General features: G+C 66.6%; 19 protein-coding genes. 5 read left to right on the top strand and 14 right to left on the bottom strand.

The features are described from left to right. Nucleotides 1-386 precede the first annotated feature (386 nt). Both KRX55_RS09825 and KRX55_RS09830 read left to right on the top strand, forming a co-directional pair. On the top strand, nt 387-1,385 hold the full coding sequence (locus tag KRX55_RS09825) for a hypothetical protein (RefSeq protein ID WP_218407553.1): 999 nt from the start codon (nt 387-389) through the stop codon (nt 1,383-1,385). After that, a complete protein-coding gene (locus tag KRX55_RS09830; RefSeq protein ID WP_218407554.1) occupies nt 1,378-1,725 on the top strand; it encodes a PadR family transcriptional regulator in 348 nt (115 codons plus the stop codon). The genes KRX55_RS09825 and KRX55_RS09830 overlap by 8 nt, the downstream gene beginning before the upstream one ends. Here the strand turns inward: KRX55_RS09830 and KRX55_RS09835 are convergent. From KRX55_RS09835 to KRX55_RS09855, 5 genes are read right to left on the bottom strand one after another with little or no spacing between them, the layout of a single operon-like run. Further along, nucleotides 1,722-2,459, bottom strand: coding sequence for a cobalt-precorrin-6A reductase (locus KRX55_RS09835; RefSeq protein WP_218407555.1), 738 nt, complete (start codon nt 2,457-2,459; stop codon nt 1,722-1,724). The two genes, KRX55_RS09830 and KRX55_RS09835, sit on opposite strands and share 4 nt — an antisense overlap. After that, nucleotides 2,447-3,220: a precorrin-4 C(11)-methyltransferase gene (gene cobM, locus KRX55_RS09840; RefSeq protein ID WP_218407556.1), complete on the bottom strand. Its 774-nt coding sequence runs from the start codon at nt 3,218-3,220 to the stop codon at nt 2,447-2,449. Before cobM ends, KRX55_RS09835 begins: the two co-directional genes overlap by 13 nt. Beyond that, the gene (gene cbiE / locus KRX55_RS09845; protein WP_218407557.1) at nt 3,217-4,515 is read right to left on the bottom strand and encodes a precorrin-6y C5,15-methyltransferase (decarboxylating) subunit CbiE; all 1,299 of its coding nucleotides are present in this window, start codon (nt 4,513-4,515) and stop codon (nt 3,217-3,219) included. Before cbiE ends, cobM begins: the two co-directional genes overlap by 4 nt. Before the next feature lie 23 nt (nt 4,516-4,538). Continuing rightward, nucleotides 4,539-5,312 carry an SDR family oxidoreductase gene (locus KRX55_RS09850; protein ID WP_218407558.1) on the bottom strand — a complete coding sequence of 258 codons (774 nt, stop codon included), beginning with the start codon at nt 5,310-5,312 and terminating at the stop codon, nt 4,539-4,541. Further along, the gene (locus KRX55_RS09855) at nt 5,309-6,478 is read right to left on the bottom strand and encodes a M24 family metallopeptidase (RefSeq protein WP_218407559.1); all 1,170 of its coding nucleotides are present in this window, start codon (nt 6,476-6,478) and stop codon (nt 5,309-5,311) included. The genes KRX55_RS09850 and KRX55_RS09855 overlap by 4 nt, the downstream gene beginning before the upstream one ends. A gap of 91 nt (nt 6,479-6,569) precedes the next feature. Here KRX55_RS09855 and KRX55_RS09860 point away from each other — a divergent pair, with 91 nt between their 5' ends. Continuing rightward, on the top strand, nt 6,570-7,271 hold the full coding sequence (locus KRX55_RS09860; RefSeq protein ID WP_218407560.1) for a trypsin-like serine protease: 702 nt from the start codon (nt 6,570-6,572) through the stop codon (nt 7,269-7,271). A gap of 13 nt (nt 7,272-7,284) precedes the next feature. On the opposite strand, the gene KRX55_RS09865 is transcribed toward KRX55_RS09860, so the two are convergent. From KRX55_RS09865 to KRX55_RS09895, 7 genes are all read right to left on the bottom strand, one after another. Continuing rightward, nucleotides 7,285-10,104, bottom strand: a complete 2,820-nt coding sequence (locus KRX55_RS09865; RefSeq protein WP_218407561.1) for a DEAD/DEAH box helicase — start codon at nt 10,102-10,104, stop codon at nt 7,285-7,287. 72 nt (nt 10,105-10,176) lie between these two features. Then, nucleotides 10,177-11,208: a twin-arginine translocase subunit TatC gene (gene tatC / locus KRX55_RS09870; protein ID WP_370625821.1), complete on the bottom strand. Its 1,032-nt coding sequence runs from the start codon at nt 11,206-11,208 to the stop codon at nt 10,177-10,179. A 94-nt stretch (nt 11,209-11,302) separates the two neighbouring features. Beyond that, nucleotides 11,303-11,710: a Sec-independent protein translocase subunit TatA gene (gene tatA / locus KRX55_RS09875; RefSeq protein ID WP_218407562.1), complete on the bottom strand. Its 408-nt coding sequence runs from the start codon at nt 11,708-11,710 to the stop codon at nt 11,303-11,305. Between the two features lie 50 nt (nt 11,711-11,760). Continuing rightward, nucleotides 11,761-12,750: a helix-turn-helix transcriptional regulator gene (locus KRX55_RS09880; RefSeq protein ID WP_218407563.1), complete on the bottom strand. Its 990-nt coding sequence runs from the start codon at nt 12,748-12,750 to the stop codon at nt 11,761-11,763. Next, the gene (locus tag KRX55_RS09885) at nt 12,743-13,738 is read right to left on the bottom strand and encodes a helix-turn-helix transcriptional regulator (RefSeq protein WP_218407564.1); all 996 of its coding nucleotides are present in this window, start codon (nt 13,736-13,738) and stop codon (nt 12,743-12,745) included. The genes KRX55_RS09880 and KRX55_RS09885 overlap by 8 nt, the downstream gene beginning before the upstream one ends. Further along, the gene (gene pafA / locus KRX55_RS09890; protein ID WP_218407565.1) at nt 13,735-15,180 is read right to left on the bottom strand and encodes a Pup--protein ligase; all 1,446 of its coding nucleotides are present in this window, start codon (nt 15,178-15,180) and stop codon (nt 13,735-13,737) included. The genes KRX55_RS09885 and pafA overlap by 4 nt, the downstream gene beginning before the upstream one ends. Nucleotides 15,181-15,185: 5 nt before the next feature. Beyond that, entirely contained in the window at nt 15,186-15,377 is a 192-nt protein-coding gene (locus KRX55_RS09895) for a ubiquitin-like protein Pup (protein ID WP_218407566.1), read from the bottom strand. 523 nt (nt 15,378-15,900) lie between these two features. On the opposite strand from KRX55_RS09895, the gene KRX55_RS09900 reads away from it, so the two are divergent. Both KRX55_RS09900 and KRX55_RS12080 read left to right on the top strand, forming a co-directional pair. Beyond that, nucleotides 15,901-19,800 carry a Rib/alpha-like domain-containing protein gene (locus KRX55_RS09900; RefSeq protein ID WP_218407567.1) on the top strand — a complete coding sequence of 1,300 codons (3,900 nt, stop codon included), beginning with the start codon at nt 15,901-15,903 and terminating at the stop codon, nt 19,798-19,800. Between the two features lie 494 nt (nt 19,801-20,294). After that, nucleotides 20,295-22,724 (top strand): HtaA domain-containing protein, encoded by a 2,430-nt coding sequence (locus KRX55_RS12080; RefSeq protein ID WP_218407568.1) that lies wholly within the window; start codon nt 20,295-20,297, stop codon nt 22,722-22,724. Between the two features lie 65 nt (nt 22,725-22,789). Here KRX55_RS12080 and dop read toward each other — a convergent pair whose 3' ends face one another. Both dop and arc read right to left on the bottom strand, forming a co-directional pair. Further along, nucleotides 22,790-24,337, bottom strand: coding sequence for a depupylase/deamidase Dop (dop, locus tag KRX55_RS09910; protein ID WP_218407569.1), 1,548 nt, complete (start codon nt 24,335-24,337; stop codon nt 22,790-22,792). 38 nt (nt 24,338-24,375) lie between these two features. Beyond that, nucleotides 24,376-25,995 (bottom strand): proteasome ATPase, encoded by a 1,620-nt coding sequence (arc, locus tag KRX55_RS09915; RefSeq protein WP_218407570.1) that lies wholly within the window; start codon nt 25,993-25,995, stop codon nt 24,376-24,378. Nucleotides 25,996-26,010 lie beyond the last annotated feature (15 nt).

Consider the following 26,010-nt stretch of genomic DNA (forward strand, 5'->3'; position numbering starts at 1 on the left):
GCCTTCCGTGGTTGATCCCGGGAGACCCACCGCAACCCGGAGGCCAGATTCCGTCTCCCGGTCCGTGGGGTCCCCGGTTCCGGAGAGAGATGACTTCTCTCCGGGTAGCGCCCGCCCGCCTGCCTGCGCGGCGCTCCGGACACGCCCGCGAACCGATCTCCGTCGCGGCCTTCACTTCCCCGGTGCCGTTCGATCTTCCCACCGGGAGCGGTCCACTCAGCTCACACCGACCACGTTCACCATCTCCGGTCGCGGGGTGGGAACCACCGGCTCCCGGGGACGGCGTACCCCGGTCCGGGACACCGGACGCTTGACTAGATAGAAAATCTATCTAGTCTGGTCTGTGACCTTCGGAGCGCCCTACGAAAAAGACAGGAGAACCATTCATGCCTGACGATCTGACCGCGGCACAGTCCGACTGGATCGCGGCGTACCGTTTCCATCTCGTCGTGAGCGGCAGGCTCGACCGGGATGCCCTCGCCCGGGAGACCGACACCATGCGGAACGCAATGATCAGCGCCGCCGTCGCCCCGGACGACGAGTCATGGTCCACACCACGCGAGGCCGCGCGGGAAACCGTCGCCACCTACCCCTTCGCACCGGAAACGGCCGGACTGACGTGGCGGAATCTGCTGTCGGGCGTGGCCATGCAGGCCGGACTCCTCGTCCTGTTGGCCTCACTCTGGCTATTGACCGTGGGATGGACCTTCACGCTGAGCACCAGAATGATCGTGCTGGCGATCGGGTTCACCGTCAGTCTCACGGCACTGCACCTCGCCATCCTCAGTCACGCCAGCGGCCGGACCACCGGCTTCCGGGTCGGTGCTCTCGGCACCGTCGCCGGCGTCATCGGTACCGGCGTGATGACGGCCTCGACGGATCCGGTACCGGTGATTGCCGTCCCTTCCGTCCTCGTCCCGGCTGTCGGTCTCGGGCTAGTCGCCCTGAGCTGGTGGATCACCCCGGACGACGGCGTCCTTCCCGACCACGAGCGGGACACCTGCGATGACCCCGGGCAGTGGGTGTCCCGCTACGGCACGCTGCTGCGCAGCAACTACGGGTACAGCCGCTCACGTGCCGGACAGGAGGCCCGCCAGCTCGCCGACCACTCGCTGTCCCGGGGAGAAACCCCGCAGGAGGAGTTCGGGTCACCCGCCATTGCCGCGGCCCGTACCGGAGGGCAGGAGAGATCACTGCGGAGTCGCAGCCGCTGGCGGCTGCTCCAGTACGCGTTCATCACCCTGGTGGCCGTCAGAGTGATGCGGAGCGGAGAGACGTTCCCTGTCGTGATGGGAGTGATTCTGTTCGCCGGCCTCGCCCTGGCGGTCCCGAAACTCTGGGTGGACGCGGGTCTGCCCACGCCGAGGGGAGGAGACGATGGGTGACCGTTCCGACCGGGAGTTCGCCGCCTGGCAACGTGTGACACTGCCCCTGCTGCTGCTCGGTGAGATGGAGCTCTCCCCCGGCCACGGCTACGGGCTCGCCGAGCGACTAGTGGAACGGGGACTGAACCCGGTCAAGGGTGCGGCCCTCTATCCGGTCCTCAACCGGCTCGAGGACGATGGACTGGCCACGTCAACGTGGGAGCCCGGTGAGAGCGGCCCTGGCAGGAAGGTCTACCACCTCTCCCCCGCCGGTGCCGAGCAGCTGGCGCAGTCCCGCAGACGGTTCGCCGAGTTCGCGGCCATCATCGTTGACGGCTACGGACAGCTGACCGCACCCTAGAGCTCCATCGCGGCGTTGAAGGCCGCCTCCGCGGTGTGCACCACGGTGATCCGACCGCCGCCGGGCAACTCCGGGCGGCGCACCATCACGACGTCGATACCCAGTTCGCGTGCGGCGTCGAGCTTCGGCCGCGTGTGCTCGCCACCGGAGTTCTTGGTGACGACACAGTCGATCTGGTTGTCCCGCATGAGCTTCTTCTCCGCCGCCACCGTGAACGGTCCGCGGTCGAGGATCACCCGGTGCCGGGCGGGAAGCGGGGCATCGGGTCTGTCCACGCAGCGGATCACGTAGAGGTTGAGATCGTCGTGGGCGAAGGGGGCGAGCTGCTGGCGGCCGATGGTGAGCAGGATGTGGTGGTAGTCCCGCTCCGTGATCCGCGCGGCCTCCTCCATCGTGTCGACCATCCGCCACTTGTCCCGTGCGACCGGCTCCCACGCCGGTCGGTGCAGCGCGATCAGGGGCACCCCGGTGGCCCGGGTGGCCTCCGCCGCGGAGATCGATATCCGTTCGGCGAAGGGATGGGTGGCATCGATGACGACCTCCACACCCTGGTCGATCAGCCAGCGGGCGAGGCCGGCGGGCCCACCGAACCCCCCGATGCGGACCTCCCCCACCGGCAGCCTCGGGCTGGCGACCCGGCCCGCGAGTGAACTGGTCACGAGCCATCCGCGGGTGGACATCAGGGCGGCGAGTTCCCGTCCCTCCGAGGTTCCACCGAGAATCAGTGCACGCACGGTATCGTCCGTCCTTCCGCGTCGCGTGGCCGGTCATCGGAGTAGAGGTAGCTGTCGGGGAAGCCCTCCGCCCCGAGTACCTCCCCGACGATGATCACGGCGGTCCGGCTGATCCCGGCCTCCTGCACCGCTCCGGCGATGTCGCCCAGCCGTCCACGCACGATCCGCTCCTCCGGACGGCTGGCGTAGGCGACGACCGCGACAGGGCAGTCAGCCCCGTAGCTCGGGGTGAGCTCCCCGACGACGCGGTCGATGTCGTGCGCCGCGAGATGGATGCACAACGTCGCGCGGGACGCACCGAGGGTCGCGAGATCCTCGCCCTCGGGCATCGCGGAGGCACGACCGCTGACCCGGGTGAGGATCACGGTCTGGCCGACGGTGGGCACGGTGAGCTCGTGTCCGAGTGCCGCCGCCGCGGCGGCGAAGGACGGGACCCCCGGAACGATCTCGTAGTCGATTCCGGCGGCGGTCAGGCGGCGGGCCTGCTCGGCGAGGGCCGAGTACACCGACGGATCCCCGGAGTGGAGCCGGGCGACGTCGAGACCGCTCGCGTCGGCCCGCCGGATCACGGCCATGATCTCGTCCAGCGGCATCCGGGCGGTGTTGATCACCTCGGCAGCATCCGGGCAGTGCTCGAGAACCTCCTCGGGAACGATGCTGCCCGCGTACAGGCAGACCCCGCACGAACGGATCAGGCGGTCCGCCCGGAGGGTGAGGAGATCGGCGGCACCGGGGCCGGCGCCGATGAAGTAGACGGTCATGGTGTGTGGTTCTCCCCTTGTTCAGTTGATTCGGGTACCTGCTTCGTGGCCCTCCACTGCGTCACGGGCAGCGCGGGCCGCAGGGCGGTGAAGCCACCGATCGACGTCTCCGAGTCGACCTGGATGCGGGTGATCCGGCCACCGAAGCGGCCGCGGAGCCGCCAGAGCTCCCGTTCGGACTCGACGGTCACGGCATTGGCCACGAGTCTCCCGCCCGGCTTCAGCCGCGACCACGCGGCTTCCGCGAGACCGGGGGCGGTGAGGCCACCGCCGATGAAGATGACGTCGGGATCCGTGTCAGCCTCCCCGAAGGAACGCGGTGCGTCACCCAGCACCTCGAGGTGCTCCACGCCGAGGTTACGGGCGTTGTCCGTCATGGTCCTCCTGCGGTGTTCGGCCCTTTCGAAGGCGACGGCGCTGGTGCCGGGGGTGCTGCGCAACCATTCGATGGCGACGGATCCGGCGCCACCGCCGATGTCCCAGAGACGCTCCCCCGGGCGTGGTGCGAGTGCGCAGACGGTCCAGGCGCGGACATCCGCCTTCGTGAGCTGCCCCTCATCGGTGTCGTAGGAGTCGTCCGGCAGACCCGGGAGCAGGCTCCTTCCGGGTGGTCCGGCCGGAACGACGGCGATCACGTTCAGGGCGCTGCGCGGAGGTTCCGCGGCTGCCGCGCGGTAGCTCTGGGTGTGGGCGTCCGGCCCACCCAGGTCGCTCAGGACATGGACCTTCGCCCCACCGTGCCCCCGGGCGGCGAGCAGCGTGGACACCTCACCCGGTGTGGTCTCGTCACGGCCGAGGATGAGGAACCTCCTGCCCTGATCCAGCAGCGGGATGACGGCCGACACCGGACGGGTCACCAGACTGACCACAGGGGTGTCGTTCAACGGCCAGCCCAGGTGGGCGCAGGCCAGCGACACCGACGATGCGAGGGGGAGCACCTCGATGTTTCCGGGACCGAAGATCCTGGTCAGTGTCGTGCCGATCCCGTGGAACATCGGGTCACCCGAGCCGAGTACCACGATGCGCCGGCCCGAGAACTCCTCGAACAGAGGCTCGATCGACGGCAGCAGCGGGGACGGCCACGGTCGGCGTTCCGCGGTGATCTCCCCGTCGATGAGGTTGAGCTGCCGCCAGGAACCGATCACCACATCGGCCGCACGCAACCGATCGAGGGAGGTCGCTGGCAGATCTCCCATACCCGCGGCACTGATCCCGACCACGCTCGCGAGAAACGCTTCCGGGTGCGAGACACCGCTGTCGGTCGCGGCGCGGTCACCGGTGGCGGAGTTGGTCATGTGGCGTCATCCTACCGGGTCGATCACCGGGGCATCCGGCGCCACACCGGGCGGGGAACGAGCCGCATCACCCGGGCGAGAACCTCCAGTCGGCGCGGGATCCACAGGGTGATGGAGCGGACTCTCCCACCCCTCTCCTGAGACCGGATCTCCCGGGCGATCGCGTCGGCGACCTCCGCCGAGGTGACCGACATCGGTGCGGGATCCATGCCCTCGGTCATGCGTCCGATGACGAATCCGGGGCGGGCGGTGATCAGCCTGACCGGACCACCGTGGAGTCGGTCGGTCAGCCCCTGGCAGAACGCGTCGAGGCCGGCCTTCGTCGACCCGTACACGTAGTTGGCGCGGCGGGCGCGCCAACCCGCCACCGAGGAGAAGGCGACTATGGTCGCCGGGTGTTCCGCGGTCGCCGCCTCCGTGAGCAGATCCGCCAGCACGGTCAACACGGACACCTGAGCGGTGTAGTCCACCGTCGCGATATGGGCGGCATGGGCCTCATCGTGCTCCGCGCGGCGCTGATCACCGAGGACACCGAACGCGACGATCGCGTGCGCCGGGGTACCGGCGAGCCGGACGGCCCGCTCGACGGCCGCCCGGTGGCGGCCGAGGTCGGTGGCGTCGAACTCGATCCGGTGGACGGACGTGGCACCGGCGGCACGCATCCGCTGTTCCGCGTCGTCCAGGGCGGAGATGTCGCGGGCGGCGAGCACCACCTCGCGTCCGGCGACGAGACGTTCGGCCAGATGAACGCCGATGTCGCTGCGACCTCCCAGCAGGAGCACGGATCCGGAACTCACCAGAACAGGCTCCGCGGACGGTTGTTGAGGAGACGCACGCCGTCGTCCGTGACCACGACGATGTCCTCGATCCGGGCACCGACGTCTCCGGTGAAGTAGATGCCCGGCTCGACGGAGAACGCCATGCCCGGCTGGAGAACCGTATCGGAGCCGGACGAGATCGACGGAGCCTCGTGGGTGGTGAGCCCGATTCCGTGACCGGTCCGGTGGATGAACTGCGCCCCGTATCCGGCGGCGGCGATCGCGTCCCGGGCCACCCGGTCGATCTCCCCGGCGGTGACGCCGGGGCGTACCGCCTTCACCGCGGCGGCCTGGGCCTTCTCCAGGACCCGGTACATGTCGAGGACCCGCTCGGTGATCACCTGGGGATCCGAATCGGCGACGAGATAGGTGCGGGTGCAGTCGGAGCGGTACCCGCTGGGCAGTGCTCCCCCGATGTCGACGACGACGAGCTCGCCGGTCCGGAGCTTCCGGTCGGAGAAGCTGTGGTGCGGATCGGCGCCGTTCGGACCGGAGCCGACGATCACGAAGTCGACGGAGACGTGCCCCTCCTCGAGGATCATCGCGGTGATCTCCTCGGCGATCTCCGCCTCCGTCCGGCCGGGTTGGAGAAGCTCCGGAACCCGGGCGTGGACACGGTCGATGGCGGCTCCCGCTGCGGCGAGTTCCTCGATCTCGTGATCGGTCTTCACCATCCGCAGCTGGTCGATGACCGGTCCGGCCAACACGCAGCCGTGGTCGAGTTCCGCGAGACCGTCCTGGATGCTCAGAACGTGATCGGCGGTGAGGGAGGCACCGAGGCCGACTCCCCGGCCCGCGAATTCACCTTCCGTGATCTCCGGCAGGACGAGGTTGCGGACGATCAGTTCATAGGGTGACTGCCCGTCCTGCCACGGGATCAGCCGGACACCGATCTCCGCGGTCCGTTCACGCACGGCTCTGCCGGCGTCCACCGCGGGGGCGATCAGGAAGTCGTCGCCGTCCGCCTGGATGACGAGTGCGGTGAGGCGCTCGTGGGAGCTGATGTCCAGGCCGGTGAAGAACTCGAGATCGGGTCCGGTCCCGAGGATCATGGCCGACATGTCCTCTCTACGCATGTGCTCCAGGATCGCGGCGCAACGGTCGCTGTGGATGTTTCCGGTGGTTGCGGTCTCCCTCGAAGTCATGGGCCCCATCATAGGTACCCGGGGCGATCTCACGGGGGCGGGGGCCGGTGGCGGGCTCCATGCCACCGGGGACACACGTAGAATCACCTGCGTGGAACACAGCCTCAGTCGGACGGGGACCGGTTCGGACCCATCTATCGGCGCTTCCGGCGTCATCCGGCTGGACCGGGGCGGGCGCCACTGCTCCGGGCTTCTCACGACCCAGGAGATCATTACCGCGGCGATCAACGGTGGGGACGTCACCCCGCAGGCGATTCCGTCGCCCGTGCGGTTCGCGTTGACCGCCGCCCACTTCCTCACACCCGGCGACCCGCCGTCGGGGATCAGAGTCTCGGGTCCCGGGCTCCGGGGAACCGTTTCCGACGCCCGGGTGGTCGTGGGCACCGACATCGCGGTCGTGAAGCTCGCCCGGCCCGCGCCCGCCCTGTCCCTGCCACCCATCGCCTCCGCGGTGCCACCGGTGTTTTCTCCCACCGTCACCTACGGCTACGGAGGCAGGAGGCTGACGGCCCCGCCGAGGCGGGGTCTGCTGCTCGCGAAGGTCCCGTTCGTCCTGTCTCTGAATCTGCGTACCCGGGTCCGGCACGCGGCGATCTGCCTCCCCACCGGACGCGACCAGGTCGTCTACGGGGATTCGGGCGGTCCCGTGCTCGTCGACGGCGAGGTCGCAGGCCTGCAGTCACTGCTGTTCGGGTACCGCCACCGCGAGCTGTTCAACGTCGCGACCGTGGCACTGCTCGCCCCCCACCTCGCCGCCGTCCGCCGCGCCGTGGAGATGATGTCGGCGCGGTGACCCGCCGACCGGGTCACGAACCGAGCGCCACCACACCGCGCCTGATCGCGTCGATCGCGGCCCGCGCGTTGTGCTTCACCTCGTTGGTGTAGGCCGTCTTCGCCACCTGTTCGAGCAGGTCGATCACCTGCCGGCACCACCGGACGAAATCACCCGGGGTGAGCTCCGCGCCGGATTCCGCGGCCGCTGCCATGCAGTATCCCATCGGCGCACCGGCGGTCCACTGGTGGATCGCGAGCGCGAACCCCGCCTCCGGTTCCCGGGTGACCGGAAGGTTGTGTCGTTGCTCATCGAAGACCAGCTCACCGTGGATCCGCATCGTGGCATTCATCGCTGTCGCCATCCGGTCGGTCGCTCCGTCCGGGGATCCGCCGCGAACCTCCCGCCGGTTCTGGAACGTGCACATGCTGACGACTCCGGCGAGTTCGGCGGGATCGAGATCGTTCCAGATTCCCCGGCGCAGGCACTGCGCGACGAGCAGATCAGATTCGTTGTGGATCTGCGCGAGGCGCTCGCCCTCCTCGGTGATCACGGGGGTGGGCTCCGGGTCGTCGTCGCCGGTGACGAACTCGAGATAGTCCATCTCCGCGAGGAGATCGACGATCCGGTCGAAGGTGCGGCCGAGGGTGTCGGTCGCCGCCGACACCCGGGAGGTGAGACGGTCCAGGTCGCGTTGCCGACGGACCAGCTTCTCCGCGGTCCTGGCTAGCAGCTCCCGGTCCGCCCAGTCGTGTGCCGGATGGGCCCGCAGTGCCGCCCGGAGTTCCCTGACCTCGTCGTTGTCCCTGATCCTGGTCTCGTGCCTCAGCCGTTTCGGCCGCGGATAGTCGCCGCGACGGAACTGCTGCACAACGACCCGTGCATTCCTCCTGGGTTTGCGTTGCACGTCCTTGCCGAGCGACATGTGGCCGACGATCTGCGGTGCGACGGCGAAGGACTCCGCATTCACCCGGCCCGACCACCCGGTCTCGGTGATGATCCAGGGGCGCGGGTTCTTCGAGTCGGGCGCCGGCGTCACGACGACCGCGAGCATCGGGCGCTTCTTGGTGGGCAGCGCGATGACGTCCCCGATCTGGAGTTTCCGCAGTGCGACGACGGTCTCGGTGTGCCGGTCCTCGAGATGGCGGCGGCGCGCCTTCTTCTCCTTCTTCGACAACTCGGTCCTGATCCGGATGTAGTCGAGGAACTCACCGACCGGGTCCCCGTCCGTCGACGGCGGATTCGCCTCGGTCACGGCCCTCTGGAGTTGGTCGCGGAGGTCCGCCACCTTCCGTTCCGCGCGTTCGATCTCCCGGACCTCGTCGACGACGGATCCGTCCGCCTGGAACTGGGCGAAGGACTTCTCCAGAAGTCGGTGCGCCGGGCCGTAGCCGATGGTGCGGATGAGGTTCACGCTCATGTTGTAGCCGGGCTGGAACGTGGAGATCAGCGGATAGGTGCGGGTGGATGCCAGACCGGCCACCGCCCGCGGGTCGACGGCGGGCGCATACTGCACCACCGCGTTGCCCATCGTGTCGATTCCACGACGTCCCGCGCGACCGGTCAGCTGCGTGTACTCGCCCGGGGTGAGGTCAACGTGCGCCTCACCGTTGTACTTGACCAGTTTCTCGAGGACCACCGAACGGGCCGGCATGTTGATGCCGAGGGCGAGGGTCTCCGTGGCGAAGACCGCCCGGACCAGTCCCCTGGTGAACAGTTCCTCCACGATGTGCCGGAACGCCGGCAGCATACCCGCGTGGTGCGCCGCGAAGCCACGGGTCAGGGCGGCCCGCCACTGGCGGAACCGGAGCACCTCCAGGTCGACCTCCGGGATGTCGGAGACCCCGGCGTCGACGATACGGCCGATCTCCCTCGCCTCCTCCTCGGTCGTGAGAGTCAGCCGGGAACCCAGACACTGGTGCAGCGCCCCGTCACACCCGGCCCGGGAGAAGATGAACGTTATGGCCGGCAGCATGTTCCTGCCCTGCAGGACCTGCAGGACCTCCGGACGCCCCATCGGGCGTGGCGCCCCAGTCTCCCGTGGTCTGCCGGAACGGTGGCCACCGTGCCTCCGGTCCCGTCGGTCCTCCCCGCGTCCTCCGCTCCTGGCCCGGAAACCGCCTCCCCCCGAATACGCCTGCGAACCGCGTTCCATCTCCGCGGAGTTCAGCCGTTGGACGTGCTTCTCCAGCTCACGGTTGACCTCACCACCGCTGCCGGGTTCGAACAGGGGGTAGAGCTTCTTGCCGAGCAGCATCCACTGATCCAGGGGCACCGGTCGGTGCTCGGAGACTATGACCTCGACGTCACCACGGACGGTCCGCAACCACGCACCGAACTCCTCGGAATTCGACACCGTCGCCGACAGACCGATGATCCGTACGGACTCATCCAGGTTGAGGATGACCTCCTCCCAGACCGGGCCCCGGGACCTGTCCGCCAGATAGTGGATCTCGTCCATCACCACATGGCTCAGCCGGTCCAGTGCAGGGGAACCGGCGTAGATCATGTTGCGGAGCACCTCCGTCGTCATGACGACGATCTCCGCGGTGGCGTTCACCGAGACATCCCCGGTGAGCAGCCCGACGGACTCCTCACCGTGGACCTCCACGAGGTCATGGAACTTCTGGTTGGACAACGCCTTGATCGGGGTGGTGTAGAAGCACTTGGTGCCCCTGGACAGCGCGAGGGACACCGCGAACTCCCCCACGATCGTCTTGCCGGCACCTGTCGGCGCGCAGACGAGCACACCCCGGTCCTCCTCGACGGCCCGGCAACCCCGGATCTGGAAGTCGTCGAGGGGGAAATCGAGTCGGGCGGTGAACTCGTCGAGGTGTGTGGCGGTGTCCGTCATGGGTACCACGCTACCCGGGCCCGTACCGGCGGCCCCACGACGGTGGACGTCGCCCCCGCACCCGATCAGGGGTCAGAGAACGTCGTCGAATCCGCTACCGTCGTGGCTGTCGAAACCCTGCCTTGGGGCGGGCGGTTCGGCGGGGGGATGCAGGGGTCCGGAGGACGCCACCGGCCCCGAGCCGCGGACTGGTCCACCGCTGCGCGGATCGGCGCCCGGGGCGTACAGAGGCGAGGCTTCATCGTCGTCCAGGTCCGCCCACTCGGGGCGTTCCCGGTCGCGGCGACGGTCGTTGAAGCGGCAGAACTGGATCGACATCTCCACGAGCAGGGTCAGGGCGATCGCCAGAGAGACCATGCTCATCGGTTCCTGACCGGGGGTGATGGGGGCCGCGAAGCAGAAAATGAAGAAGATGATGATACGTCGCTTGTCCTTCAGCTGCTCATAGGTCACCACCCCGATGATGTTGAGCATCCCGATGATCAACGGAACCTCGAAACTGACCCCGAAGATCAGCAGCAGGCCGATGAGGAAACTGAAGTAGAGCTTGCCGTTCAGAGCGGTCGTCGAGGACTCGCTGGCGAACGTCAGCAGAAACTCCAGTCCGAAGCTGATGACCCAGTACGCGAGGAGAGCTCCGAGCACGAAGAGGAGGACCGCCACCGTCACGAAGATCGCGGTCGAACGACGCTCGTTCTTGTGCAGGCCGGGCGTGATGAACAACCACAGCTGGCTCAGCCACACCGGCGACGCGAAGACGAGACCGGCCAGGCCACCGACCTTGAACCGGAGGCCGAACATCTCGAAGGGTCCGGTCGCGAGCAGTCGACAGCTGCCGTCAGCGGAGAAGTCGGCACGCACCTCGGCAGGGAGCCTGCAGTAGGGCTCGCGGAGGAGATAACCCAGGGTGGGCAGACCGAAGACGGAGTGCTCGAACCAGATCACGCCCAGCACCGTTCCCACGGCGAGCGCGATCAGGGAGATGATCAGCCGACGACGGAGCTCCTTGATGTGTTCGACCAGGGTCATCGTCCCGTCACTCGAACGCGCCGAGTTGCGCCCGCGTCGGGGAATGAGCCGCTTCTTCGGGGTGGGTGTGCTCATGGAGATTGGTGTTCCGCTCCGTGTTCGACGCACCGGGATCCCGGTGCGTCAGGTCAGGCGGGCGTGGGAACGCCCGCGTGTTCACTCGGGATGGCTACCGCTGCCGGGGATCATTCGGGTTCGGCTGCTGGTATCCGGGTGGCATGGGCTGCTGGTAGCCCTGCGGGGTCTGGTAGCCCTGCGGCTGCTGGTACCCGGGAGCGGGAGTCGGGGGCTGCTGGAGGTTGGCCTGCGGATTCGGGGCGCCGTAACCCTGCTGCGGGTACTGCGGGGCCTGGGGGTTCTGGGTCAGTTCCCGTGGCTCGGGGACTACGTTCCCGGGGGTCTGTCCGGAGGGGGCGTTGTCCGCCATCTGATCGTCGTTCTTCATCTCCTTGACCTCGGATTTGAAGATACGCATCGATCGACCGATGGAGCGTGCGGCGTCCGGGAGTTTCTTCCAGCCGAACAGCACCAGCACGACGACGGCGATGATGGCCAGTTCAAGGGGTCCTGGGGTCATGGAGACAGCCTTTCATACGAGCGGGTGAGGGAGCGGGGGGCTCTCCTTTCCTAGCGATGATACGCCGCGAGACCGGCGAGGGCGCGTTCCGACACCTCAGAGACGAGCTCCGCGGGACCGTCCACGAGCACACGACCACCCTGACCCAGAATGAACCGGACGAACCAGTCGCGGGAGGAGACCGGCATGCGTCCCGGATAAAAACCGTCGGCGGGTTGCGCCTCCGGATCCAGCTCGAGAGGAACGTAATCGGCGAGCCAGACGGCATCCCCGCGGATCCGGACATCGGCGTGGCGGGAAACCGCGGTGAAGGAGAAGGGATCCTCGGAGTCGAAGTTCAGCTCCCCGAGATGCGGGTCTCCGGCTTCGCCGGTCATGGACACCTCGTCCATCCTGTCCACCCGGAACGTGCGGTGTGTTCCGGCCGAGGTGTCCCAGGCCGAGAGATAGGTGTTTCCCTCTCTGGTGAACACACGTGCGGGAACGGCCCGACGGCGTGTCGTTGTGTCGCTGGCGGCACTGTAGTACCCGAAGTTGAGGATGGTCCGGTTGTCCAGTGCCTCCCGGATGATCTCGAGAACCGGGGACGTCGCCGACCGGAAGCTGGCGGTCACGACCGAGTCGACGACCGCCGCCGTGCTGTCGGGGACGATGCTGCGGAGCTTCGCCGCCGCACTGACCACGGCGTCCCGGTCGGTGAGGCCGCCGACGTTCTCGAGGGACTCCAGCGCGAGGAGAAGGGCACCGGCCTCCGTCGGTGTGAGGCGGAGGGGCCGGTCCATTCCCTGGCTGTTGGTGACCCGCACCGACGGATAGGAATGGTCCAGATCGACGAGGTCCCCCGGCCCCATTCCGGGCAGACCGCAGCACCACAACCGGTTGAGGTCGTCCATGATCTGTTGCGGAGCGTAACCGAGGTCACCGGCTGCCTCCATGATCGATCGTCCGGGGTGCGCCTCGAAGTAGGGCAGCAGGTTCAGCATCCGTACGAGATCTCCGAGCCGGTTCCCTCCCCCGGGTCGGTTGTCGCGACTACTCATGCGGGTCCCCGTTCTCGGTGGCGTGCCCCGCGGCGACGCGGGACAGCGTCTCGATGACCGCCGACCGTATGTCCTCCGGCTCAGTCACGACGACCTGAGGTGCGTGTGCGGCAGCGGTGCGGATGAACCAGTCGCGCTCGACGTTCCGCAGGACGTGAACCCCGTCCTCGCGGAGCTCCGCGGCTCTGGTCAACTCTCCCGCGCACCCGGGTGCCGTCCGGAACCGGACGTCGACCACATCATGACCGCGTCTCAGGGACCGGGCCACGAGATCCTGCAGATCCACCCCGCCCGGATTCGGGTGGGTGGCGGGGCCCGACTCCCTGATGTCGCTGATTCTGGTGATCCGGAAACTGCGCACCGCGTCCCGGTCGGCGTCGTGTCCGACGATGTACAGCCGGTCCCGGTGGCTGACCAGACCCCACGGATCCATCGAGCGGGTGACCGCCTCATCGACGGGTCCGCGTGTGTAGGTGAATCGGATGCGGCGTCGGTTCCGGCAGGCCCCGAGGATGGTGTCGAGGGTCTGTGGCCCGAGATGTGCCGTGTCGTTGAGCACGCTGACGACCGGGACGGTTCCCAGCTCCCTGGAGGCGCCCGCCGCCGCGAGCTTCGTCCAACCCGACTGCGCGAACGCCGCGAGCCGCCGTCCCAGCCCCATGTCTCCGGCGAGCGCCAGTACGGTGGCCTCCGCGGGAGTGAAGCTCACCTCCGGCAGGGAGTATTCCTCGGACTGGAGCCGGTAGCCGGTCTGCCCGGGATCGTCGGGGTTGGCGACGATCTCGACCGGCACACCGGCCGCCCGCAGGACCCCGAGGTCACGGTTGAACATGCGGCGGGAGGCGTCCTCGCCACGGTCGGCGTACCCGGCCACGTTGTCCCTCACCCAGGCCGCGGTGAGCAGCCTCCGTCCACCGTTCTGTTCGGCGTCGAGAAACGCGAACGTGAGGTTGATCAGCCGCTCCAGGGCCTCGTCCTTCCGGGTCATGGCGTCTGCCGGTAGTCGGCGGCGTGGGCGTCCATGTAGGCGAGGAGCTCGTCGACCCGGGAATCCGTCGCGGCGAACGGATCGCCGAGCTGCACCACCTGCGGCTCGGGCCGGTTGACCCGTAGACGCATCCAGTCGACGGTCACCGGGGCACCGACCGCCCGCGCGTGGTCGAGGAATCTACCGCGCAGAGCGGCGCGGGTGTCCTGCGGAGGCGTGTCGGCTGCCGCGTTGATGGCCTCGTCGGTGGTCCATCTGGAGATCATTCCCCGGTCCACCAGCGTGGAGTACAGGCCCCTGCCGGGGCGGACATCGTGGTAGGTGAGATCGATCTGCGCGAGTTTCGGGTGATCGAGTTCGATACCGTGACGCTCCCGGTAGCGGGAGATCAGCTTGTGCTTGATCACCCAGTCGATCTCGGTGTCCACCGTTGAGAAATCACCGGTGTCCAGAGCGGTGAGCATCCGTCGCCAGAGATCGACGATGCGGGCGAGTTCCTCCGGTGGCGTTCCACCGTCCGCGGGCTCGCGGATCTCCAACCACCTCGCTGCGGCCGTGCAGTAGCGCTCCTGGAGTTCGAGCGCCGTGACGGTCCCTCCGCCGGAGAGCGGTATCTCGGTGCGGCCGCGGGTGTCACGCGCGATGTCGCGGATGGTCGAGGTGTCGTTGGCGAGTTCGACCTCGGGCAGGGGGAACCCGGCCTCGATCATCTCGAGCACGAGGAGTGCAGAGCCGATCTTCAGGGCGAACGTCGGTTCCGCCATCGAAGAGTCACCGACGATCACGTGCAGGCGACGGAATCTCTCCGAGTCCGCGTGCGGTTCATCGCGGGTGTTGATCATCGGCCGTGACCGGGTGGTCGCCGAGGACACTCCCTCCCAGACGTGATCGGCACGCTGTGAGACGCAGAACCCCGTCCCGTACCGCTCACTGGGACTGCCCGGAAAAGGCCGGTACATCTTCCCGGCTCCGGCGATCAGCTGACGGGTGATGAGGAACGGGACCAGCGCCAGGCCCAGCTTCTTCAGCGACAGCTCACGTCGCACGAGATAGTTCTCGTGGCATCCGTAGGAGTTTCCGATGGAATCGACGTTGTTCTTGAATACGTAGACGCGTGAGCCAGGGTCGAGGCCGCGCTCGACCTGCAGGGCGAGCTCATCGATGGCCCGGTCGCCCGCGCGCTCATGATTGAGCAACTGCGTGATCGAGCGGCACTCCGCGGTCGCCCATTCGGGATGCGAGCCGACATCGAGATACAGGCGGGCGGCCGATGAGGTGAAGATGTTCGAGCTCGCGTGCTCGTCGACCACCGGCCGGAACATCTGGCGCGCGAGCTCGTCCGGGATCATTCTGCCGCCGCCCGGCAGGGTGCAGGAGATTCCGTACTCGGTCTCGACGCCCATGATTCTTTCGGTCAGGGCTCCCGCTGCCGATTGGGTCATGGTGGCTACTGTCCACCCTTCTGCACGTAGGACCGGACGAACTCCTCGGCGTTGGATTCGAGGAGACCGTCGATCTCGTCGAGCAGGTCGTCAGTTCCGTGGGTGTCTATCTGCGACTGCACCAGACCCTGGTCGCCGGAATCGTCATCACCGCGACCACGACCTCCACCGGCGTGAATGGACGGATTGCTTGCCATTGTCTTCCTCTCCTTCGGCGCGTACCTGACACCGGGTCGTCGGGCACCTCCCGGGCTGGGCCGGAAGGACGACATGCGTACGTTACGGATTCAACTGTAGCCACGAACGGATACATCCGTCCCGAAGGCCTGCCGGGCCGTGTCACCGGGGGCCCGACGGTGTTCCGTTCGGCTGTGGACCCCGCTGTCTGGGGATCTGACTGGGCCTGAAACCGGTCGGTTGTGCCGGCGAAAGCTTAATGGGGACTGTGTGGCGGTTGGGTTTTTACCCCCGTCAAACATTAGGCAAGCTTAACCCAATCTGTGTTAGATTATCTGCTGGTAAGCCCCACCTAAGCTGGTCCGACTGGGGGGAAACCGGTCCGGTACCGTCCGGACCCAGTAAATATGCAGGTGAAAACCCTGCTGACCGCAAGTGCAGGTATATCGATGAGGGCGGAGACCGCCGCATGGTGGATCGCTCTCACGATCAGACCGATCTCCCCTTCACGGATACGTGAAGCAAAACATAAGGAAAATCTGAATGGCTCAATCAACTCGCCGCATGTCCCGGGCGGGAGTGGCAGCGATCGCATGTCTCTCCCTCACCCTCTCCCCCATCAGTCCGGTCGGTGTCGCACTCGCTGACGCCACCTACACCAAGGGGGTGGAAGCCACCGAAGGTGCCAGGCAGGTCTACACCGCCGACACGGACGCACTCCACTGGGGCATCAACGAGGTGTTCCGCGGGAAGGCGACTTCCTACGAGGCCGCCGACGGCGCTCGCTACGACGCCGAAGCGAAGCAGTTCGTGTTCCCCTACGTCTCCAAGGACGACGCGGCGAAGACCGTCAGCTACACCGGATCCGTCACGATCCTCGGTGAGTGCGAGGATGACGCAGATCCGTCCCGGGGCACCTGCAAGGTCGATGTGACCCTCACCGATCCGGTCGTCACCGTGGACCCCGACGGCACGAGCTCCGTCTCCGCCACCGTCCACTCGACCAGGGACGGCGCCGAGTGGTTCGGCCCCGAGACCGTCGAACTCGCCGCACTCGACTTCTCCGGCGCCCGGTTCATCAACAGCGACACCGACACCACCTGGGTCGATGTCGCAGCCACCGCCACCGACGCAGCGGCCGACAACGCCTTCCTCGGCACCGGAGCACTCGAGAACGTCGAGTTCACCTACCCCGGTGAAACCGAGGCGAAGCAGGGCATCGAGATCTCCGTCGAGAAGTACTCCGCCGCCAAGTCCGATCTGAGCGTCGGCGACATGATGGAGACGATCGAGTTCGACGACGGAACCGTACTCCAGATCGCCGACCACTACGGGATCGACGCTGCACTGTTCAACGCAGAACACTCCGAGAGCGTCTCCGTGACCGGCATCGAGAGCATCATGGTCGTCGCGGACACCGCCACGAAAACCCTGTACTGGATCGACGACAACAACTTCATCAAGACCGGCGTGCTCGGTGACGACGGAAACGTCACCGCTATCGCCGAGTTCGCTCAGCTCGGTGAAACCGGACACGTGACCGGCTTCGCCCGGCAGGCCGACGGCACCCTCGGTGTCGTTCTCGTCCCCAAGTACAACACGGAGCCCACTTACGCGCGCATCGTCGAGATCACACCCTCCGGAGAGAAGACGGTCACAGAACTACCTTCGGCCAAGGACCTCTACCCGGAGATCGACGACAGCGGCGAGTACTACAGCGATGAGGCCTACGGTCTGTCCTTCGGTGATGACCGCAGTCTCGACGCTCTCCCCGACGGGACATGGATCTTCAACCATGACTACGAGGTCACTGAAGGAAAGGGTGCGACCCCGATCCACATCACGCCGAAGGCGGACGTCAAGGCGTCGCTCCTGACCGGCGCGGCCGATCTCTTCGCGGACTTCCAGGTCGTCCGGGGCATCTACGCGAACGGCGACATCGTCGCCTTCTACAACGCCCGGAAGGAGTCCGACGCGAACAAGCACACCGTCGTCGGTTTCTACCGCTACGCCGACGGCGAACTGACCCCGATCTACACCAACACCGCCGCCGCCGAGTTCGAGATCATCGGCGGAGTCGGCACTGACGGCGATTCCCTCTACATCCTCAGCTCCGCGAACAAGACACTCACCGCGTTGAGCGCAGTGGACGGAACCGTCCAGGACAGCGTGGTCCTGGACGAGGCGACCGAGATCTTCAAGTACAGCAACACCGACTACAACAACCTCATCTCGTCGGGCGACAAGCTGATCGTCACGATCCCCCAGGATGGTTCCGGCTACGGGGACAACCACACCAAGCTCGCGACGATCACCAAGACGATGTCGGGAACGACGGGCGATTCGAGCGTCGGGCGCGTCACCGTCGGCGAGTACGACGATGAGACCAGCTACGAGCCCATGGTCGACGGCACGGTTGTAGCGGCCACCGTCGGTACCCCCGCTGTCGCTCCGGCACCGACCTTCGACATGGTCGCCACCGACGCCACCGAGACCGATTCCGCACCTGTCGGTACGGAATTCGGCATCGCGGAGAACGTTCGGGGGGCGACTGTCGGTGTTGACGGATCAGTCACTCTCGAAGCCGTCGAATCCCAGGTGGATACCGATGTCATGGTGACGGTCCGGGTCTACTACCCGGACACCACCACCGACGAGTACACCGTGACCTTCAAGGTGACCGCCGCGGCCGACCCGGTCGCGGACACCGGCAAGGTGTTCTACGGCAAGGACGCTCTCACCGTCACCGCCGGCGAAACCGGAACCGTTTCACCGACGTTCGTCACCGATGACGGGGACAAGGACGTCCCCTCCGCCACCTTCGTCTTCGAGGGCGACGTTCCGGAGGGCGCGTCGATCGACGAGAACACCGGTGTCGTGACCTACAGCCCGACCGCGGCGACCGACGACGTCGAGAACGTCAAGATCCGGGTGACATTCGCCGACACGAGCACCCAGCTCACCGGCGTCTCACTCAAGGCCGAAGCGGCCACACCGACCTACACCGAACAGGTCTGGTACCCGGATTCCGTAACCGTCGCACCCGGTGAGACGGCCACGACCACGCCGAAGCTCGGCGGAATCGAATCCGGCAGCGAGAAGAAGGACATCCCCGAGGACTTCAGTTTCAGGCTCATCGAGGACATCGCCGGGGTCAGCATCGACGCCGCGACGGGAACCATCACCTACGCGGCTCCGGCCGACGCCGATGAGCAGACCATCTACCCGCGGATCGAGGTCACCTTCCCCAGCGGCACGACTCAGCAGACCGGTCCGGTCATCAACGTGAAGAAGGACGAGCCCACCGAGAGCGAGATCTACGTCTACTACAGCACCGTCATCGTGGATCCCGGCGAGGAAGCGGTGGTGACTCCCGAAGCGGCGACGAACAGCCCCTACACCATCGTCGACATGCCGGAGGGCACGACCTTCAAGTTCGTCGACAAGGATGATGAAGCACGACCGGTCGGCATGACCCTCGATGAGGACACCGGTGTCGTCACCTTCACCCCCACCGGGGAACAAGCCGGACAGAGCTTCTTCTTCCACGTCCAGGCGACCTACGGTGACGGAACCTCGGCCCCGAGGCCCGGCACCGGACTGGTCAAGGTCAACGAGGTGGCCACCCCGGACCCGGAGACCAGCTCCATGTACAACCTGTTCTACCCGAACACGGATGTCACCGCCGGTGAGAGTGTCACCTCCACGCCTTTCGCCGACAAGGCCGACACCGACGACATCGAGAAGGGCGATATCCCCGACGGCACCACCTTCGAGCTCGCCGCCGGCAACCCCGAGGGGGCTGTGATCGATTCCGAAACCGGTGTCATCACCTACACCCCGTCCGCTGACACGGAGACGAAGAACGTCGCGTTCTCCGTGAACGCCGAGTACTCGGACGGCTCAACCGATTCCGCGATCGCGGTGTTCCTCGTATCCGCCGCCGAGCAGCAGACCGATGACAACGCCATGTACACCCCGGTGTACGCGAACGGCGAGGTCGAAGCCGGCGAATCCGCGGCAGTCGCACCCGGCTTCGACATGACCGACACAGACGCGGTCGAAACCGGCTCCGCTCCGGACGGAACGACATTCAGGTTCTCCGGGACCCCGGACGCCGGCTTCTCCATCGACGCCACCACAGGCGTCGTCACCTACGAAGCCGCGGAGGACGCGGAGGACGCGACCGTCCAGGCCATGGTCACCGTGACCTACGCGGACGGAACCGAGGATGAGGCAACCATCCTCTTCGAGGTGAAGGGCGCCGAGCAGGAGACCCCAACCCCGTCCGCCCTCCCGTCGCTGCTGGGGCTGCTCACCGGTGGAATCGTGGGGTTGATGACGGTGGGTTCACTGTTCAGCATCTTCGCGTCGATCATCCACTTCCTCACGGCACACGTGTTCGGTGGTCTCCGCCTCACGCCGTCCTTCGGTAGCCGCTGACACAGATGATCATGGGCCGTGACCCATCCGGGTCCGGACAATGATCGAAACGACCCGGGCCCGGTCCGTGTCCCCGACCACAGGGGACCGGAACCGCGCCCGGGTTCTTTCTCTTCCCGGCTGAGAGCCGGTCACGTCACCGGCCCGATCCGCCGAAAGGGCCCTTCCCGTTCGAGAGGTCCGGCCCGGTGTCGGGCCTCGTCATGGACCGTATTTCCCGGGACCGGTGACCCGGAAAATCAACCGTTCGGTTGATGGGTGACTACCTACTCGGGCCGCCGATCCCACCCATCGGACGTCCGGCCGGCCGGTGGAAGGTATCGGTGACGGCTCTCCGTAATTCTCCCGCGTTTAGGCTGCTGCAAAAGTGATGGTGAGGACCGCCTAACCTCTGTTAGTGTTGTCACCAATCACCGGTGAAATCACCCCGAAATTCCGGAAGATACTCCAACCGGTGGCCGAATCCGAACACCAGATCCCCTAAGGACCCATCAGTGCCCAGAACCAACTCCGGCCGACTCACCCGCATCGGGCTCGCCACGGTGACCGCAATCTCAGTCAGCCTCGGTGTCGCGGCTCCCGCGATCGCCGGCGTCGACGACACCATAGGCATCACCCCGCGTCCCGGCGTCACCCAGGAATACGCGGACTCGACGCCCGCCCTCGAGTGGGAGATCCGGGACTCATTCAACAACTACACCGGTGGGGCGACCCATCTGTTCGACGGTGCGGAACTCGTCGACGGAACGTTCCTCTGGCCGTACAAGTCCACCGGCTCCGACGCGGAAGGCAACACCGTCGTCCAGTACGGAGGAACAGTCAACTACATGAAGTACTGCGAGGGCGACGAACCCGTGCGCGGTGGCTGTCAGCTGGATCTCACCGTCGCCGACCCGAAGATCGTCTTCGATGCAGCTAAGGGCAGCGGAACTCTCTACGCGACCGTGAACTCCCGGGTCTACCTGACCGGCGAATGGCTGGGAGTCGAAGAGGTGGCGTTCGCGAAACTCGACTTCAAGGCCGGCCGCTACAACAACCAGACCGATACCACCACCTGGAAGAGTGTCGCGGGATCACTGCTCGAAGACGGTCAGAAGGCCTTCTCGAACTTCTACAACTCAAACCCCTACATCAGCTCGCTGTCCTTCTCCTACCCGGGCAAAACCGAGCTGAGCGGGTCCGGCGACGCCGGTTACTCCCTCGCCGAGAGCATCCAACTCCCGGTCAAGGCAGGTTACTCCGAACGGCTCTACGGCCTGTCCGACGGATCGGTGCTCTACGTGACGAACGAGTACGGTACGGGCAAGGGCGTCGTCGTCTCCCACGATCTGGACACGGTCTCCGACACCTTCCAGTTCGTGACGACCAACGCGACCGACACCGCATTCGACTCCGCGACGAACACCCTCTACTGGGTGGAGCAGAAACAGGATCCCGCGACGGCGGTCATCCGCAGTGCGACCGTGTCCTCCTCCGGTCTCGGTGCCGCCACGGAGATCGCGACCATTGAAGGGAGTGTCTCGGGATTCTCACGGGACTCGTCCGACGGGACACTCGGTGTCCTGCACCTGCTGCCCAAACCCGAGGACTCCGTCGACGACTACCCCGCCAGTTTCACGACGATCGCCTCCGACGGCACCACGACCACGGTGGAACTCCCGGATGCCACCGCGCTGTACCCCGATGTCGACCCCGAGCAGCACTACAACGAGGTTTACGGCTCGCCCTACGTCTTCGGTTCGACCTCGGGCCTCCGCGCACTCAATGACGGCACCTATCTCTACGTCTACGATCACTCCGTTCCCCGGCAGGACGGTTCGGTATCGGGTGCCCTCCCCGTCCACATCACCCCGGCCTCCGACGGTGCGAAGGCCTCGCTGGTCGAAGCGTTCACACCGGCGATCGCGGACCGCAGCCACAGCTTCCGAGGCGTCGCCACGGACGGCACGAACATCGGGATCTACAACGACTACAGCAATTCCAATGTCGCGTTCCTGAAGTACGAGAACGGCGAGTTCACCATGCCGTACCATGCCGAAGAACCGGAGAAGCTCGTCTCCATCGCGGGCATGACCTTCAACTCGGAGGGCCAGGCTCTGGTGGCGTCCGCGAAGAACTACTTCATGGTCGTCGACCCGGCCACGGGTACCGTCCTCGAGGAGGCGTCACTCTCCGGCAACATGAAGGGCACCGAGAAGAACCTGCCGCTCGCGACCGTCATGATCGGCAACGATGTGTTCATCGTCGATCGTCGTGAGATCGAGTACGTCGATTACGCGGGTCTCCAGCGCCTCGAGCTCCCCGGGGCCGAAGGCCAGTACAACCCGGACATCGCCGTGGTGAACATGGGGCATACGCCGGACAAGCCGGACTCGAAGAGCACCGCGGATTCCGTGGACGCCTACTTCGAGGACGACACCCTCGAGGTGACCGCCGGTGAGTCCGTCACCTCCGCCGGCATCGTCTTCGACGAGACGACGACCACCGAACGCGAAGCTGCGGCAGCACCGGAGGGAACCGAGTTCAGTCTCATCGACACTCCCGACGGCGCATCGATCGACGCGAAGACCGGCGCCGTCACCTACGCCCCCTCGGCGGACACAGCCGCAGGTGAGACAACCATCTCGGTGAAGGTCTCGTTCAGTGACGGCAGCGACGAAACCGTCGACCTGACCGTGAAGGTCAGCGCGGCAGCACCGACGTCGACGTCCAGCCCGGCACCGACCTCGACGTCCACCCCGGCACCGACCTCGACGTCCACCCCGGCACCGACTCCGGACGGTAGCGACGGAAAGGGCTTCCTGGCGGGTCTGTTCACCGGATTCGGTGGCATCAGCCTGCTGGCTCTCGCGTCGTTCGGTGGGATACTCTCCCTCATCGTGAGCTTGTTCCACTTCTTCAACGTGAGCATCTTCCACCGCTAGGCAGAACCGGCAGGGGCCCGGCACCGGATACACATCCCGGTGCCGGGCCCCTGCCATTCACCGGATCAACGGCCGGGACCGCCGATGAGATCGACCGGTGCCAGTTTGCGCTCATCCACGAGGCGGAGCAGATCAGCGGCGTCGGTGGCCCGGTCCACGAGTTCACCGCAGTTCTCCCGGGTCAGGCAATCCAGCTCCGGCATCCGCAGCCGGTGGTGACCGGTGACCCGGTCCCCGACCACGACCACGGTGTCCCAGCTCGCCGCGAGAACCTGGTCGGGCCAGCGGCGCATGATCTCGCCGCGGAAGAACGCACGGGTGTCGTCAGGTGGCGTGAGAGCCGCGGTCTCGATCATCTCCGGATCGACGAGACTGCGCATGCTGCCCCGCCGGACCAGTGCGTGATGGAGACCGCGGGCCGGATCGATGTCCGCGTACTGCAGATCCACCAGCGCGATCTTGGGGTGCCCGATACCGAGACCGCGGTCGGTGAACCGCCGGATGAGTGACCACTTGGCCGTCCAGTCGAGCCTGTCGGCGGTGCGTAGCGGGTCCACGTCGAGATCGTCGAGGAGCTCCTCTGCCGTGCGTAGCACGAGACGGTCCGTGTCACTGACTGGGCGGCACCGGGCGAGGTACTCCCGGAGGATCGCGGTGGCCCGCAGCTCACGGCCGTCCGACAGCCGGAGGGTCTTCCGGCAGTCGAGATCCCGGGACACCTGCTTCACCGCAGCCACAGGGTCCGCGATTTCGAGGTCGGAGAAGTCCTCTCCGGCCTCGATCGCGTCGAGCACCAGCGACGTGAGACCGAACTTGAGCAGGTTCGACGTCTGGGACATGTTGGCGTCACCGATGATGACGTGGAGCCGGCCCCACCGGTCGGCGTCCGCGTGCGGCTCGTCGCGGGTGTTGACGATCCCCCTGTTGAGGGTCGTCTCGAGTGACACGGTCTGTTCGATGTAGTCGGCTCTCTGACTGATCTGGAATCCCGGCGACTCACCCCGTTCCCCCAGCCCGACGCGCCCGGCGCCGATCAGTACCTGCCGGGTGACGAAGAACGGGATGATGGCGCGGGTCAGGACGTCGAAGTCCGTGGACCGGTTCCAGCGGTAGTTCTCGTGACTCCCGTAGCTGGCCCCCTTCCCGTCCACGTTGTTCTTGTAGACCTTGAGTGCGGGGCACGGGGGCTGCCCCTCGATGACGCTCTCACCGCGGGCGGTGTACTGGTGGACCGCATCGACCGCGCGGTTCATCACGAGGTCGCCGGCGACGTCGTAGATCATCGCCTGCATTGCGTCGGAGGTCTCCGGGGCGGAGTACTCGGGGTGGGCGTGATCGACGTAGAACCTGGCACCGGACGAGGTGATCACGTTGGCGACACCGACGGTGTTGGGGTCGATGACCGGGGCAGTACGGAACCTGCGGAGATCGAAACCCCGGGCGTCCCTCAACGGGGACTCCTCACCGAAGTTCCACCGGGTCCGGCGCAGCGACGCTCCGGTGGCCACCGCGTAGGCGAGGACCGTGTGGGTGGAGGTGACGATCGGACTTGCCGTCGGATCGTCGGGTGTGGAGATTCCGTACTCGGTCTCGGAACCGATGAAACGCGACATGGTGTGTCTCTTTCTGACGTGGCGTGCAAAGACCCGGATCAGGCATTCGTCTCGAGGACACGGACCCCGGTGACCCGGGCGCCGGGGCGTCCCGTGATGCGGGACCAGGCGTCCGGGTTCGAGGTGTTCGGGAGATCCTCGTTCTCCATGTTCTCGGCGTCGATGGCGCGGGCGAGGTGTTCGTCGGTGATGCCGTTCGTCCTGCCTGCCAGATGGTCCTTGATCGCCTCCTTCTTCGCCCGGTCGACGATGTTCGCGATCATCGCCCCGGAGATGAAGTCGTGGTAGTGGAGGACCTGGGTGCCGCCGTCGAGATACGTGAGTTCCACGAAGGGGCGTGGGCGGAACAGGTACTCCGCCGCGTTGTCGATGAGTTCCTCCGGGTCCCCGGCCACGGGCACATTCTCGTGGAGCAGCCGGTGGAAGATCTCTCTCGCCCCGGCCCGGTCGGGGCGTCGTACGCGGATCTTGACGTCGAGACGACCTGGTCGGAGGATCGCCGGATCGATGAGTTCCTCGCGGTTCGTCGCACCGATGACGATGACGTTGGACAGGCTCTCGACACCGTCGAGCTCGGCGAGCAGCTGCGGAACGACCGTGGTCTCCATGTCGGAGGACACACCGGTTCCCCGGGTACGGAAGATGGACTCCATCTCGTCGAAGAAGACGATGACGGGGCGCCCCTCGCCCGCGAGTTCCCGGGCTCGTTCGAAGATGAGCCGGATCTGGCGCTCCGATTCGCCGACGTACTTGTTCAGGAGTTCGGGCCCCTTGACGTTGATGAAGTACGAGCGGGAGCCGTCGCCGATCCGTTCAGACAGTGAATTGGCCACCGCCTTGGCGATGAGGGTCTTGCCGCAGCCGGGCGGACCGTAGAGCAGGACCCCCTTGGGCGCCCGTAGGCTGTAGGCGCGGTAGAGCTCGGGATGGGTGAAGGGGAGCTCCACGGCGTCCCTGATGCGGGTGATCTGGTCGTCCAGTCCCCCGATGTCCGACCAGGTGACGTCCGGTACCTCCTCGAGCGCGAGTTTCGCGACCTCGGTCTTCGGGATCACCTCGAAGGCGTAACCTGCGCGTGGGTCGATGAGCAACGTGTCACCCGGGCGCGGGGGCTTTTCACCGGTCAGCAGCGGGCCGGCGAGCCGCATGAGCCGCTCTTCACCGGTGGTGTCGACGACGAGGGCGCGGTTGTCGTCCAGGACCTCGGTGACGCCCGCCATCTCGCCGGAGTCGTCGAAGCCGCACACCTCGACGACCTGGGCCCCCTCCCCGAGCCGCACCCGCACCCCTGGGACGAGTTCAGAGCGGTCGATGAGTGGACTGACGGCCAGGCGCATGCGCCTGTTCGAGGTGAAGACCTCGGCGCAGGTCTCCTCCATGCCCGGAGTCGCCTCGAGATAGGTGCCGTACGTGGACGGTGGTGCCGCGAGTTGTTCCAGCTGCTCATTGAGGGTGGCCAGTTTGCGCCGGGAGGCGGTGAGCAGCTCGACGAGCTTGGTGTTGCGGGTCGCCAGTTCCCGGTTGTCCCGGCGGGCGCGCCGTAGCTGCGTCGCGAGGTCCCGGTTCACGTCAGCCGCGGAGCGCGGCGCGGGAATCGTCTGCCCGGCAACGTCGGCGGTGGTGTCTTCCGAATCGGGGGTGTCGGCGGAGGTGCTCATGGAATTCCAATCTAG

This window comes from Corynebacterium sp. TAE3-ERU16 (assembly GCF_019209935.1).
GTDB classification, from domain to species: domain Bacteria; phylum Actinomycetota; class Actinomycetes; order Mycobacteriales; family Mycobacteriaceae; genus Corynebacterium; species Corynebacterium antarcticum.